14 protein-coding genes are annotated in these 13,873 nt (G+C 63.5%); 3 read left to right on the plus strand and 11 right to left on the minus strand.

Going from position 1 to position 13,873, the window contains the following annotated elements:
* The first annotated feature begins 163 nt into the window (after window positions 1-163).
* Window positions 164-1,351 carry an acetylornithine deacetylase gene (argE, locus tag AB7532_RS22345; protein WP_441236865.1) on the plus strand — a complete coding sequence of 396 codons (1,188 nt, stop codon included), beginning with the start codon at window positions 164-166 and terminating at the stop codon, window positions 1,349-1,351.
* A 484-nt stretch (window positions 1,352-1,835) separates the two neighbouring features.
* Here the strand turns inward: argE and AB7532_RS22350 are convergent, their stop codons facing one another.
* On the minus strand, window positions 1,836-2,249 hold the full coding sequence (locus AB7532_RS22350) for a hypothetical protein (protein ID WP_441236866.1): 414 nt from the start codon (window positions 2,247-2,249) through the stop codon (window positions 1,836-1,838).
* On the opposite strand from AB7532_RS22350, the gene AB7532_RS22355 reads away from it, so the two are divergent.
* Complete coding sequence (locus tag AB7532_RS22355) at window positions 2,239-2,649, plus strand: hypothetical protein (protein WP_441236867.1); 411 nt, start codon at window positions 2,239-2,241, stop codon at window positions 2,647-2,649. The two genes, AB7532_RS22350 and AB7532_RS22355, sit on opposite strands and share 11 nt — an antisense overlap.
* 45 nt (window positions 2,650-2,694) lie before the next feature.
* On the opposite strand, the gene AB7532_RS22360 is transcribed toward AB7532_RS22355, so the two are convergent.
* The 3 genes from AB7532_RS22360 to AB7532_RS22370 all read right to left on the minus strand — a co-directional run bounded on the left by AB7532_RS22360 (window position 2,695) and on the right by AB7532_RS22370 (window position 5,714).
* Complete coding sequence (locus AB7532_RS22360) at window positions 2,695-3,036, minus strand: NIPSNAP family protein (RefSeq protein ID WP_441236868.1); 342 nt, start codon at window positions 3,034-3,036, stop codon at window positions 2,695-2,697.
* A gap of 236 nt (window positions 3,037-3,272) precedes the next feature.
* Window positions 3,273-4,331: a phosphotransferase family protein gene (locus tag AB7532_RS22365; protein WP_441236869.1), complete on the minus strand. Its 1,059-nt coding sequence runs from the start codon at window positions 4,329-4,331 to the stop codon at window positions 3,273-3,275.
* 147 nt (window positions 4,332-4,478) lie between these two features.
* A complete protein-coding gene (locus AB7532_RS22370; protein ID WP_441236870.1) occupies window positions 4,479-5,714 on the minus strand; it encodes an acyl-CoA dehydrogenase family protein in 1,236 nt (411 codons plus the stop codon).
* 220 nt (window positions 5,715-5,934) lie between these two features.
* Here AB7532_RS22370 and AB7532_RS22375 point away from each other — a divergent pair, with 220 nt between their 5' ends.
* Complete coding sequence (locus AB7532_RS22375) at window positions 5,935-6,597, plus strand: TetR/AcrR family transcriptional regulator (protein ID WP_441236871.1); 663 nt, start codon at window positions 5,935-5,937, stop codon at window positions 6,595-6,597.
* A gap of 211 nt (window positions 6,598-6,808) precedes the next feature.
* Here AB7532_RS22375 and AB7532_RS22380 read toward each other — a convergent pair whose 3' ends face one another.
* From AB7532_RS22380 to AB7532_RS22410, 7 genes are all read right to left on the minus strand, one after another.
* The gene (locus tag AB7532_RS22380) at window positions 6,809-7,201 is read right to left on the minus strand and encodes a RidA family protein (RefSeq protein WP_441236872.1); all 393 of its coding nucleotides are present in this window, start codon (window positions 7,199-7,201) and stop codon (window positions 6,809-6,811) included.
* Window positions 7,202-7,300: 99 nt separating this feature from the next.
* A complete protein-coding gene (locus AB7532_RS22385; protein WP_441236873.1) occupies window positions 7,301-7,516 on the minus strand; it encodes a hypothetical protein in 216 nt (71 codons plus the stop codon).
* 144 nt (window positions 7,517-7,660) lie between these two features.
* Window positions 7,661-8,539, minus strand: a complete 879-nt coding sequence (locus AB7532_RS22390) for a 3-keto-5-aminohexanoate cleavage protein (protein ID WP_441236874.1) — start codon at window positions 8,537-8,539, stop codon at window positions 7,661-7,663.
* Between the two features lie 4 nt (window positions 8,540-8,543).
* A complete protein-coding gene (locus AB7532_RS22395) occupies window positions 8,544-9,773 on the minus strand; it encodes a CaiB/BaiF CoA transferase family protein (RefSeq protein ID WP_441236875.1) in 1,230 nt (409 codons plus the stop codon).
* Window positions 9,774-9,958: 185 nt separating this feature from the next.
* Window positions 9,959-11,164 (minus strand): MFS transporter, encoded by a 1,206-nt coding sequence (locus AB7532_RS22400; RefSeq protein ID WP_441236876.1) that lies wholly within the window; start codon window positions 11,162-11,164, stop codon window positions 9,959-9,961.
* Between the two features lie 153 nt (window positions 11,165-11,317).
* Window positions 11,318-12,145 (minus strand): 3-keto-5-aminohexanoate cleavage protein, encoded by an 828-nt coding sequence (locus AB7532_RS22405; protein WP_441236877.1) that lies wholly within the window; start codon window positions 12,143-12,145, stop codon window positions 11,318-11,320.
* A 122-nt stretch (window positions 12,146-12,267) separates the two neighbouring features.
* Window positions 12,268-13,656 carry an MFS transporter gene (locus tag AB7532_RS22410; protein WP_441236878.1) on the minus strand — a complete coding sequence of 463 codons (1,389 nt, stop codon included), beginning with the start codon at window positions 13,654-13,656 and terminating at the stop codon, window positions 12,268-12,270.
* Between the last annotated feature and the right edge of the window lie 217 nt (window positions 13,657-13,873).

Consider the following 13,873-nt stretch of genomic DNA (forward strand, 5'->3'; position numbering starts at 1 on the left):
GTTCCGCGGAGAGAGACAGTGGTGGGTTACGCCTTCCGACTGCGCGTCGCGCAGCCGCAAGGCTAACCCACCCTACAAAACGATGTTAATTTGCTCATCTGCGCGCCCCGTTGGTATGGTTCGTGCAGGCGCCTCAGCCACCGTCCTCCGACAAGAAATGACAATGCCCAACCCGATCTTTCCGAGCTCCCGAGCCGATCGCATCCGCCACCTCCTCGCCGACCTCGTCGGTTTCGACACGATCAGCGATCGCACCAATTTGCCCCTGATCGCCCACATCGAGAGCTATCTCGCTTTCCTCGGCATCAAGGGTGAGCGCATCACCGACGACACCGGGCAGAAGGCTTCGCTCTGGGTCACGATCGGGCCGGAAGATCGCCCCGGCCTCGTGCTGTCGGGCCACACCGACGTGGTGCCGGTGGTGGGCCAGGACTGGAGCCACGATCCGTTCAAGCTGGTCGAGCGCGACGGCAAGCTCTACGGCCGCGGCACCACCGACATGAAGGGCTTCGTCGCGGTGTGCCTCGCCATGGTGCCGGAGATGCTGGAAGCGAAACTCGCGACGCCGATTCATCTGGCGATTTCCTATGACGAGGAGATCGGCTGTGTCGGCGTGCGGCCGATGCTGCGCGAGGTCGCGAAGAAGCGGATCAAACCGCTCGGCGCCTTCATCGGCGAGCCCACCGAGATGAAGGTCATCATCGGCCACAAGGGCAAGCATGGCGTGCGCGCGACCTTCCGCGGCCTCGCCCGCCATTCCTCGATCGCGCCCGACGGCGTCAACGCGATCGAATATGCCGCTGAGCTGATCGTCGAGATCCGCCGCCGCGCCGTCGCGCTCGCAGCCGTGCGCGCGACCGACAGCCTCTACGACGTCCCGCATTCGACGCTGCTCACCAGCATCGTGCATGGCGGCGCGGCGCTGAACATCGTGCCCGACACCTGCACGGTGGATTTCGAATGCCGCGGCATCGGCATCACCGAGTCCCGCGAGGTGACGGATGCGATCGTCGCCTGGGCCAAGGCCGAGCTCGAGCCCGCGATGAAGGTGCGGAGTCCTGAGTGCGGCATCGATTTCGAGGAGATCCTCGACTACCCCGCCCTCGACACGACCGCTGATGCCGCGATCGTCACGCTCGCCAAAAGCCTCGCGGGGCGCAACGACCACGCCAAGGTCGCGTTCGGCACCGAAGCGAGTTTGTTCGCCAGCATGGCCGACGTGCCGTCAGTCGTGATCGGCCCGGGCTCGATCGCGCAGGCGCACACGCCGGACGAGTTCGTGGAGATGGCCGAGCTGGAGAAGTGCGCGGGGTTCATCGAGAAGCTGATCGCGCATTGTGCGAAGGGGTAGCCGCAGGCACCGCTGCCGTAGGGTGGGCAAAGCGAAGCGTGCCCACCACTGCTGCGATCGTCACGAAGAGACCGTGGGCACAGCGCTACGCGCTTTTGCCCACCCTACGAGAGCACGCTGTTAGGGACGACTCCGAACTCCATCCTCGTCATTGCGAGGAGCGCTTGCGACGAAGCAATCCAGAGTGCCGCCCCGCAAAGATTCTGAATTGCTTCGCTGCGCTCGCAATGACGGAAGATGTGGGAATTCCGGTAGCCTGCATTCGCACAGCGGCCTGCAAGCCATGATCGCAACGCGCGAGCATCGCTACAGGCGAACATTTAACTCTTCTCCAACACAGCGCGAGCACGCCCTATGCAATCTATAGTAGCGATGCTATTCTCTTGGCCGAAATGGAGCTGACGTTGACATGAGCCTTGCTGAAGGCCGCCTGGAGCGGCCCTATCCAAAGTTGCCGTTTTGGGACACCGTCAGCCTCTCCTATTCAACCTATTTCCGCAATTTCATCGACGCCCTGCGGACGACCTGGCTCTGGCTGATCGCGGCTGCCGTCCTGACGAGCGCGGCGAGCTGGTCGCAATGGTCTCGGATGGCTGAGATGACGGCGAACATGAAAGCCGGCTTCAGACCAGAGCTGGCAAGCCCCATCGAGCTGATCATTCTCGTAGGCCTCGACAACGTCGTTTTCCTGCTGGCCGGCATTAGCATCGCCGTCGCATGGCACCGGCTGTTGATCATGGGCGAGCACCCCCGCCTCAGTGGCGTCAACATCGCGAGCCGAACGCTCTGGAACTACATCTTGACTGCGATTACGCTCGCCTTGATGGCATTCCTGCCGATGGCAGCCATCATCCTGCTTCCGGGCGCCTTGCTGATCTTTTGCTGCAATGCAGGCCAAATCGGCATTCTTCCTAATCATCCCGGTTGTGTTAGCTGCCTATGCAGTTGCGCTCTTCATTGCGATGCGCCTGACCCTGCTCTTGCCTGCGCGCGCGGTCGGCAATACCCGCCTGACCTTCAAGCAGGCCTGGAATCGCACTCAAGGGAATGTCTGGCGACTGCTCGGTGGGATCTTTGCGACTACGATTCCACCGATCCTGATCATCCAGATCGCATTCCTGTTGAGGTTCGGGCTTCCCCACCCTGCGCTGCAAAGGGGCCCCGAACTTGCCGCCGAAATGACGGCCGTCAACACGGTGGTCGCTGTCTATTATCTGCTTATACTTCCGATCGGCGTCGGCTTTCTGTCTCACGCCTACCGCCACTTCTTCGAGGCGCCGCTGGAGCTGCCGGAGTAGCCCTGCACCGACGCCCACGTTTGCAAGGACAGCATTGAAGCTGGATCAGCGCAACAAGCCGACCGACGGAGTATAATCCACCGGCGCAAGCAGGCGGTCCTCGATCTGGCCGACCATCGCGCCATGCTCGGCACTCGTCACGCGCTTGATCTCGGCCCACTCGGCATCGGCCATGAAGGCCATCCATGCCGAAATCTTGGCCGCCTCGTCAGGCCATTCCAGGAGATATACGAACTCGGTGCGTTCGCCGAATTTGGTTTCCCACATCGCCAAGATCTGAAAACCGTATCGGGTTCGCATGATGCGGGCCGCGTGATCGCGGAACCGGGCGTGGAATGCGGCCTTGTTCTTCTCGAAGATTTCGTAGATGCGCAGTTGCTGGATCATGATCGTCCCCTTGCGGAGCAGATATGGTCACGCCTGGTGGCGGGACAAGCTAGGCTTGGCGCAACGTGCGCGGCGAAGATGTCCCGGATTGCGCTGCGCTCCATCCGGCTTACGGGCTGGGTCCCGGCTCTGCGCAGCAGCGTTACATGCAGCAGCGCGTCCGGGACACGAGAGCGGCAGGACCGCGCAAAAGTGCGCCAAAAGCAAAAGGCGCGGCCACCGCCGCGCCTTCGTTCCTACACCGCGCCCGCCTTCTGCGCGTACTCCCACGACGCTTTCGACAGCGGCACGGTGCGCTTGGCTGACTCCAGCGCCTTGGCATTCGCGGCGGTGCCGTCGCGGACGCGGCCGGCGATGCCTTGGGTGATGCCGGCGAGGCGGAACAAATTGTAGGAGAAGTACCAGTTGAGATCAGGCACCGTCATCTTGGTGACGTTGCAATAGATCTGGGCTGCCTCTTCCACGCTCGGAATGTTGAGCGCCTTGAGGTCGGCGCCGTCGAGGCCCGGCATGACCCACTGCATCAGCAGATAAGTGAAATCGGCCATGGGATCGCCGAGCGTCGACAGCTCCCAGTCGAGCACGGCCTGCACGTGCGGTTCCGTCGCGTGGAAAATCATGTTGTCGAGGCGATAGTCGCCATGGACGATCGAGACCCGCGCCTGTTCCGGCACGGTCTTCGGCAGCCATTCGGCGACCTTCTCGAACTCCGGAATGTGCTGCGTCTCGGACGCACGATACTGCTTGGTCCAGCGATCGATCTGCCGCGCGAAATAATTGCCGGGCTTGCCGAAATCGCCGAGGCCGATCGCGGTGGGATCGAACATGTGCAGCTTCGCCAGCGTCTCGATCTTGCTGGTGAAGATTTTGCGGCGATCCTCCGGCGTCTGGCTCGGCAGCGTCGGATCCCAGAACACCCGGCCGTCTTCCATCGACATGATGTAGAAGGCCGAACCGATGATGCTGTCGTCCTGGCACAGCGCATAGGCGCGCGCGACCGGGAAACCCTGCTTTCCAAGGGCCGCGATGACGCGATATTCGCGATCGACCGCATGCGCGGACGGCAGCAATTTGCCGAACGGCTTTCTGCGCATCACGTAGGAGCGGTTCGGCGTGTTCAGCCGGTAGGTCGGATTGGACTGCCCGCCCTTGAACTGAAGGACGACCAGCGGCCCCTCGTAGCCTTCGACGTTGTCGCGCAGCCAGGCTTCGAGCCGCATCTCGTCGATGCGATGACGCTCCTCAACCGGCTTGGTGCCCGAGAACTCTTCGTCTTTCCTGACGCCGTCAGCCACGGTGACGCTCCCTCTTCAGTCCTGACCTTTTAAGGCCGCGCATGATCCTAATCGGTAACCGCTCTTGCACTTGCGTCAAGCGGTCATCCGATCACGGATCATGCCCTGTCGTTTCTTCAGATCGGGAGCGCCAGCATGCTCTCCCGCTTAATGCTTGGGAGAATTGGCATACTTCCGAACCTCGAGCCTTGCAATGGCGCGATTGTGCACCTCGTCCGGACCGTCGGCGAGACGCAGCGTGCGGATGTGGGCGTAATCCTTGGCAAGGCCCGCCTCATCCGAGACGCCGGCGCCACCGAACGACTGGATCGCCTCGTCGATGATCTTCAGCGCCATGTTGGGCGCTGCGACCTTGATCATGGCGATCTCGGCCTGCGCGGTCTTGTTGCCGACCTTGTCCATCATGTCGGCGGCCTTGAGACACAGCAGGCGGGTCATCTCGATGTTGGTGCGGGCATCGCCGATGCGCTGCTCCCACACCGAGTGCTCGACGATCTTCTTGCCGAAGGCGGTGCGCGAGGTGAGCCGCTTCACCATCTTCTCCAGCGCCTCCTCGGCCTTGCCGATGGTGCGCATGCAGTGATGGATACGGCCGGGGCCGAGACGGCCCTGCGCGATCTCGAAGCCGCGGCCCTCGCCGAGCAGGATGTTCTCCTTCGGCACGCGCACGTTCTCGAGCAGCACCTGGGCATGGCCGTGCGGCGCGTCGTCGAAGCCGAACACGGGCAGCATTTTCTCCACCTTGATGCCGGGGGTGTCGAGCGGAACCAGGATCTGCGATTGCTGCTGATGCTTGGCCGCGTTGAAATCGGTCTTGCCCATCAGGATCGCGATCTTGCAGCGGGGATCGCCGACGCCGGACGACCACCACTTGCGGCCGTTGATGACGTAATGATCGCCATCCTTCTTGATGCTGGTCTCGATGTTGGTGGCGTCGGACGAGGCCACCGCCGGTTCCGTCATCAGGAAGGCCGAGCGGATCTCACCATCCATCAGGGGACGCAGCCATTTGCGCTTTTGCTCCTTGGAGCCGTAGCGCATGAACACTTCCATGTTGCCGGTGTCGGGCGCGGAACAGTTGAACACTTCCGAAGCCCAGGTGATGCGGCCCATCTCTTCCGACAGCAGCGCGTATTCGAGATTGCTCAATCCCGCTCCGCGGAATTCGTCGTCCTCATGCTCGTTCGGCGGCATGAACATGTTCCAAAGGCCTTCGGCCTTCGCAATCTTCTTGAGGTCTTCCAGAACCGGAATGACCTTCCAGCGCTCGCCGCTGTGATCCTGCTCGTTATAGATCGGCACAGCAGGGCGCACGTGCTTGACCATGAAGGACTGCACGCGGTCGAGCCATTCCTTCTGCTTGCGGGACAGATCGAAATCCATGGGACGCTCCTCGGTCTCTCTTTGAAATCTCGTTTTGCGCCGGACTGTCCTCCCGCGATACGCGGCCCGCAAGCGCCATTCCGGCTGCTGGCAGATACCCGATGGAACCCGTGCCGCTTTGATGCGGCTCAATTCCATCATGCGGATTGACATTCTCCGGCCTTCAAACGATAGTTTCATACAAGTGTTTGAATTGCAACTCCCCTCCCTGAGGGCATCCATGGCCAGCGATCATACGAGGTCTGCCATTCTCGCCGCCGCCGAACGGCTCTATGCCGATCGCGGCTTCGGCGACGTGACGCTGCGCGACATCGTCGCGGAGGCGAATGTCAATCTGGCTGCGGTGAACTATCATTTCGGCTCGAAGGACGAGCTGATCGCGGAATTATTCGTGACGCGCTCGATCGCCACCAACCGCGAACGCTTGCGCGAGTTGAAGGCTGCGGAGGAACAAGGCGGCGGCCGCGCGCCGATCGAGGTGATTCTGCACGCGCTGGTCGGGCCGACCCTGCGCGGCTGCCTCGGCCCCGAGAACCAGCGCTCCACCGCGGCGCGCTTCATGATCCGCGCCTCGATCGAATCCGTACCGCCGATCCGCCGCATCAAGAACCGCGAGATCGACCATTTGCGCAAGTTCGCCGGCGCAATGCGGCGTGCCCTGCCCGACCGCAGCGACGTCGATATTTACTGGGGTTTGAATTTCGCGCTCGCGATGGCGCATCACACCATCCGCGAGAGCGAGCGGCTGACGAAACTGTCGGAAGGCAAATGCGATCTCGACGACGTCGAGGACGTGGTCGCCCGCGTGGTCAGTGTAGCGACGATGGCGCTGACGGCTGGCCGGAGCGAGATGAAGGCGCCGTCGAAGGTGGCGGCGCGTTAGTCGGCGTGTCGTGGTTTTGCGTGAGGCCGGATGGCGGTTCACCTCTCCCCGCTTGCGGGGAGAGGTCGGAATTCGCGCGCAGCGCGGATTCCGGGTGAGGGGGACTCTCCGCAAGTCTCGCTGTCACCTCCCTCGCGGAGAGCCCCCCTCACCCCAACCCTCTCCCCGCAAGCGGGGCGAGGGAGCACACCGCCCGCGCCGCCACAGCACCTCATACCATCGCGATGCAGTCGATCTCGACGTCGAAGGGGCCGAACCATTCCGGCGTGCAGACAAAAATGCGCGCCGGCGGATCGAGCGGGAAGTAGCGGGCATAGACCGCATTGAACGCGGCGAAATGTTTCGTCGAGGTGCAGTAGACGTTGCACTTCATGACGTTGTCCAGCGAAGCGCCTGATGTCTCCAGGCACAGCTTCATCTGCTCCATGACGAGTTCGCTCTGCCGCTCGATCGGCACCTCCGCGATCCCGCCCGTCTCCGGGTCGAACGGCGGCAGGCCTGAAACGAAGATCATGTTGCCGGCGCGCGTGACCGGCGAAGCCGGCGCCTTCACGCGATCGAGAAAGGTCGAGATCGGTTCGACGCGGAGCGCTTCGCGTTTCATGGGCGGCCACCTTCGGTTCAAGCGGGAGTGACGCCTTGCTACATTAGTCTGCAGCCGGCATGCTTCGCCTCTGATCGAAGTGTGATCGCGGGGGCGGGGTTACACCCGCTGCGGCATTTCCTCGGCCTCTTCCTTGGCGAGCAGCAGCAGCATCTCGATGCCCATCTCACCTTCCTGCGGCGAGCGGATGAACTTGATTTCGTCGGCGCTTCGCCGCAGCGCAGCAATGATGGCGACAGCCTGATTGGCGGTGGCCGCTTCAGTCGCCAGAATTGCTTTCTGGTCCTTGGCCTGAAACCCGATCGTGTACGACATTCACTTCCCTCCCGAAGTCAGTGGAGAGATCGAATCTGACTCGCGCGCGAAGCGGAAGCCTGTATCTGTACGGACCGGGTTTACCTGGGGATTGCGCGCAAGCTTCGCATAAGGCCGCGCGAGCGTCACACGACCGCCACCAAACTATTGCGCCAATCCCAGCATCGCGCGGGCGTCGGCGGCGGTCGCAACGCTTGCGCCAAGGCTCTTCAGGATGCCTGCGGCATGCGCGACCAACTCGGCATTGGTCTTCGCCAGCACGCCCTTGGACATATAGAGATTGTCCTCCATGCCGACGCGGACATGGCCGCCGAGCAGCCAGGCCTGCGCCACCATCGGGAATTCGGCGCGGCCGATCCCGAAGCCGGACCAGATCGCGCCCGGCGGCAGCAGGCTGCGGGCATAGAACATCGTCTCCGGCGTGGCCGAGAAGCCGTACTTCACCCCGAGCACGAGCGAGAACAGCCCCGGCCCCTTCAGCGTGCCGTCGGCGAACAGGTCGCGCGCCAGATGACAGTCGCCGGAATCGAACAACTCGATCTCCGGCAGCACGCCGGCCGCTTTCATCCGCTCGGCCATGATGCGGACGTTGCGCGGCGTGTTGATCACGACCTCGCCGCCCGAATTCATGGTGTTGAGATCGAGCGTGCAGATGTCGGGCTTCAGCAGCTCGATATGCTCGACGCGCTTTTCGGGGGGAAGCAGCGTGGTGCCGGGCCCGGCAACGCGCGGATCCTCGATCGAGGGCACGAAGCGCCCGCCGGGGCCGGTGGTGAGGTTGATGATGAGGCTCTTGTTGCGGGCGCGGATTTTTTCCACCACCTCGCGGTAGAGGTCGACCGACATCGAGGGCCGCCCCGTCGCGGGATCGCGCACATGGATATGGGCGATGGCAGCGCCGGCCTCAGCCGCTTCCAGCGCGGAGGTCGCGATCTGCTCGGGCGTGATCGGCAGATGCGGCGACTGCTCGGGCTTTGTCAGGTTGCCGGTGATGGCGCAGGTGATGATGGTCTTGCCGGTCATGAGATCAGATGATCCCCAGCTTCTTTAGCTCGTCGATCTTCCCGGCATCGTAGCCGAGCTTGCCGCCGAGAATCTCCTGGGTGTGTTCCCCTAACAGCGGCGGGGCGCGGTAGGTCTCGATCGGGGTGCCCGAGAGGGTCAGCGCATTGCGGATCAGCGAGAGGTCCGGCTCGAAGGGATGGTCGACCTTGACCCGCATGCCGCGCGACTGGACGTGCGGATCGGCAAACACCTGCTCGAAATTGTTGATCGGGCCCGACGGCACGCCGGCCTCCTCGAGCTTGTCCAGCCAGTAGGCCACCGGCTGCTTCAGGAACAGGCCGGCGAAGATCGCCATGATCTCCTTGCCGTGCACGACGCGATCGTTGTTCTTGACGAAGCGCTTGTCGGTCGCCAGCTCGGGCGCGCCGAGCACGGCGCAGGTGCGCTGGAACTGGCCGTCATTGCCGACCACCAGCATCAGCTCGCCGTCGGTGCAGCGGAATACGCCGGCCGGCATGCCGCCATTGCCCCAGGTGCCGCGGCGCGGCGGCGTCTTGCCGTTGACCAGGAAGATCTGCAGCCAGTGCGACAGCGACGCGATGACGGTGTCGAACAGGCAGACGTCGATATGCTGTCCCTGCCCGTCATTGGCATCGCGATGATAGAGCGCCGAGAGGATGCCGATCGAGGTGTTCATGCCGGTCATGTAGTCGACGATCGACGGGCCGACCTTCATCGGGCCCTCGCCGGGCTCGCCGTCGATATGGCCGGTGACGCTCATCAGCCCGCCCATCGCCTGGAGGATCGCATCATAGCCGGCGCGCGGCGCGTAGGGCCCGGTCTGGCCGAAGCCTGTCACGGAGCAATAGATGATGCCGGGGTTAATCGCCTTGATGGTCTCGTAGTCGAGGCCGTAGCGCTTGAGATCGCCGACCTTGTAGTTCTCCATGAAGACGTCGGCGTCCTTGGCAAGCTCGCGGATGATCGCCTGCCCCTCGGGCTTGGCGATGTTGACCGTGACCGACTTCTTGTTGCGGTTGGCGCAGAGATAGAACGAGTTGTTGTTGTTGGCCTTGCCCTCGGGATCGCTCAGGTAAGGCGGGCCGAAGGCGCGCGCGTCGTCGCCGGTGCCGGGCCGCTCGATCTTGATCACCTCCGCGCCGAGATCGCCCAGCATCTGGGCGGACAAGGGCCCCGCAAGCACGCGGGTGAGGTCAAGGATCTTGATGCCTGAGAGCGGCAGGGCCGACATGTAAGCTTCCTCCGGGAACTGGATCTTAGAGCTGATCTTGGCGCGGCGGCGAGATCGCGGCCCGCGCTCCCTGCGGATACACCATTTTGGCGGCCTGAGCACTGCACCTGGGGCATACGGCCATCCCCTGCCGGACAGCGAGGCCACCGGCGCCGGCCAATTTCCGCGCAGCGAATATTATCCGGTCAGGTCGCGGCCACCGCAGCCGCCTGCGGCCGCCGCCGGCTCAGCAGAACCAGGATCAGCACGGCCGCACAGGAGAAGACAAAGGTGAGACCGAGCGCACCGCGGCTGCCGAACTGGGTGAGCAGAGCGGCAAGCAGCGGCGGCGAGATGGCCGAAGCGAGATTGAGCGGCAGCGCGATCATCGACGACGCCTTGGCGAACTCGGCCTGGTCGTAGAACACCAGCGGGATCGTCGCCCGCGCCACAGCCATGGCGCCGCTGCCGGCGCCGTACAGCAGGATGAAGACCGCGACCGCCCAGGTCGCGCCCTCGCTCAGCATCAGGAGCAGCATGGCCACGGGCAGCGCCGTGCCGGCGACAAGCCCGGTCGTGATTCCGTCCCAGCGGCCTCCGCCCATGAAATCGAGCCCGCGGGCGCTGACCTGAATCACGCCGAGCATCGAGCCGAAGGCGATCGCCTGCGCCGGCGCCAGCCCCTCGGCCCGCAGCAATTCGATGAAGACGGCGCTCAGGCCGAAGGTGACGAAGGCATTGACGGTGATCGCGGCGACGACGAGGCCGAACGTGCTCCGCGGGATTGACAGCGCGTTGGCTTGCCTTGCAGGAGCGGTGCCCCCCTCCTTCGCGACGGCCCGGCGCGGCGTTGCGAAAGCATAGAGCGGAAGCGAAACCAGGATCAGCATGGCGGCGTAGACGAGGCAGGTGCCACGCCAGCCGAAATGGCCGCTGAGAAACGAGGTGGTCGGCCAGAAGATGCTGCCGGACAGTCCCGTCACCAGCATCAGCGCGCCAATCGCGCTCTTGGCGTGTCGCCCAGCGACTTCGTTGAGCATGATATAGGAGCCGGTCGACAGCGCGGCGCTTCCGCCCATGCCGAGAATGACCCATGCCACGAAATAGAGCATCGGCTCGTGGGCAAGAGACAGAACGACGTAGCCCGGCACGGCCACGACCGTGCCCAGCATCATGACCTTGCGGGCCCCGTGCCGTGCAAACGCCCTGGCGAGCCAAGGCGCGCAGAGCCCCATGGTGACATAAAGCGTGGAGGTGCCCGCGAACACCATCGGCAGGCTCATGCCAAGATCGGCCGCAATGCCGCGGCCGACGATCGGCGGAAGACCGATCGTGCCCCATCCGATGAGTTGGGTGATTGCCAGCACCAGCATGACTCCAAGGAGTCTGCTGTCAGATTTCAGGAATCGCATTTCCAAACGTCGCCTGCCCGGCAGGCGCAGATCACGCCTGTGCCTCCAGTCTTAGCCGGAGACTCAGCGCGCGGAAATGTTGGTTCCGAATGGCACCGCAGCGTCAGCCGCAGAGCGGCCTTACCATGTCAGCAGCAGGCAGCAGGCAAGCCCCTACCCCGCAAGCCCGAGCAAGGATCGCGCCTCCACCGCGGTCGCAACGCGCCGGCCGTGCCGCACGACGGCCTCGCAGGCGACGGTCGCGAGCTCGGCATTGCTGGCGGCGAGGCGCGTCCTGTCGATCCTGATATTGTCCTCGAGCCCGGTGCGCACCGCGTCGGCGCCGCGCGTCAGCGCCCAGTCCATGACCTCGGCCTGGTGACGCCCGATCCCGGCCGCAGTCCACGTCGCGTTCGGTATCAGCCGACGGAGTTCTGCCAGCAGGATGTCGAGGACATGCTCGTCGGCCGGCATCGCGTTCTTGACGCCCATCACGAACTGCACATGCGGACGCGCATCCATCAGCCCCGCCTCGATCAGGCGGCGGGCGCCATGGAGATGCGACAGATCGAAGATCTCGATCTCCGGCCGGATGCCATTCGCCTTCATGCCGGTGGCGAGGGTCTCGACCAGGGCGGCGCCGTTCTCGTAGACGATCGTCGGGAAGTTTACCGAGCCCGTGGACAGCGAGGCCATGTCCGGCTTCAGATAGAGCGACGATCCACGCGCCGAGGGATCGCGGCCCCGCCCGCCGGTCGAGAACTGAACGATCATGCCGGGGCAGTGCTTTTTGATCCCCTCCTGCACCAGCGCGAAACGCTCGGGGTCGGAGGACGGCGTCTCGTCATCGTTGCGCACATGGATATGCGCGAGCGTGGCGCCGGCTTCGAAGGCCTGGTGTGTCGACTCGATCTGCTCGGACGGCAGGATCGGTACGGCCGGATTGTCCTTCTTGCGCGGAACGGAGCCGGTGATAGCGACAGCAACGACGACGGGGTTCATCCCTTGACCTCATGATGATCGCGCTCGCGCGCACGGAGTTCGAATAGACAATCACGTAACGCATCAGGCCCTGCCGCTGCAAACATCATCGATCGCAGCGGCATGGCTTCGTCACATGCGCATCAGGTCGGAATTGCGGCCGCACCGCTTCCCTCCTCCGCACGCTGCCGCTCATAGTCGGCCCGCGGCATCGGAACGGCCTTGGGATTGCCGAGATCGTCGATGTGGATGCGATAGGTTTCCCGGGCCGTCACGGCCGCCATCGCCGCGATGAGTGTGATGCCGAAGGCAATCGCCCCCACCGTCAAGGGAATGTTGGCCGAGCCGGGAGGCGCCACGATCGCAAACAGCGCGGGGAGCAACGCGGTGATGGTCGTGCCTATGTTCTGCGAGATCGCCATCGCCGACACACGTGTTCGCGTCGGAAACAGCTCGGGGTAGAAGCTCGGGAAGATCGCGTTGTAGCCCTGGTAGACGACGCCCCACATCAGCAGCGACAGCAGGATCGCAAGCGGAACGTTCCTGATGCTGATGGCATAGAGGTAGCCGAAGGCGAGCAAGCCGGAGAGCAGCGCGCCGGCGATGATCGGAGGCTTGCGGCCGACCTTGTCGGAGAGATTGCCGACGAAGGGAATGACGAACACGGCCAGCATGTTTCCGAGCACCGGGATCCACAAATAGACGTCCTTGGCAAAACCGATGCCATAGGCCGGCTGCACCGCATAGGCCGCACCGAAGATGGTGGCAACGACCGGGATGACGTTCATCAGCGCCATGCAGATAACCCTGAGCATGTCGCGCCAGCTCAGCTTGATGGCCTGGACGATGGGCGCCCGCGGTGTTTCTCCCCGCTCGCCCTCGCGGGCAAAGGCTGGGGTCTCGTCGACTTCGCGACGAATGATGTAGCCTGCGACGATGACGAAGAAGGACAGCAGGAACGGGATGCGCCAGCCCCAGCTGTTGAAGGCTTCGGTTGGCATGTAGGCCGCCAGCGGCAGGAACACCGCAGCCGCGAGGATTTGTCCGGCCTGGACGCCCTGGAGCGCAAAACTCGCATAGAAGCCGCGCCGGCCGAACGGCGCATGCTCCAGGATCATCGAGCTTGCCCCGGAGATCTCACCGGCGACGGCAAATCCCTGCACGAGGCGAAGGATGACGAGCAGGATCGGCGCCAGGATGCCGACTTGATGATAGGTCGGCAGGATACCCACCGCCATCGTCGAGATGCCCATCAGGAACATGCAGAGGATGAGAACGGTCTTGCGGCCATGGGTGTCGCCCCAATGTCCGAGCACGAAGGCGCCGATGGGACGCGCCACATAACCTACGCCATAGGTCGCAAGCGAAGCGACGATGGCGACGGTGGGATTGTCCGACGGGAAGAAGATTTGCGGGAAAATCAGCGACGCGGCGGTCGCGTAGATGAAGAAGTCATAATATTCGAGAGCCGACCCGATCCAGCCGCTCGCAGCGGCCTTCCTGGACTGACTCATGTCGTGGATCGCGGTCATCTCTAAATTCCTCCCTGGGTTTGCTGACGTCCCGTTGGCGGGCTTCTTGGAGAAATTGGGCAGCACTTTCCCGGCGCCCTGCGGATGTCCGCGCGCGCTTGTCACTGCCGATCGGTGTTTGATTGGTCGCGACAATAGGCTTTCACCGGGCTAACACAATTACCCAGTTATGCGAGAAACCTAACATGATGTTATTTACGCGGTGGAACGTACGAAG

Origin of the sequence: Bradyrhizobium sp. 930_D9_N1_4 (assembly GCF_052076015.1) — a bacterium.
Lineage (GTDB): Bacteria > Pseudomonadota > Alphaproteobacteria > Rhizobiales > Xanthobacteraceae > Bradyrhizobium.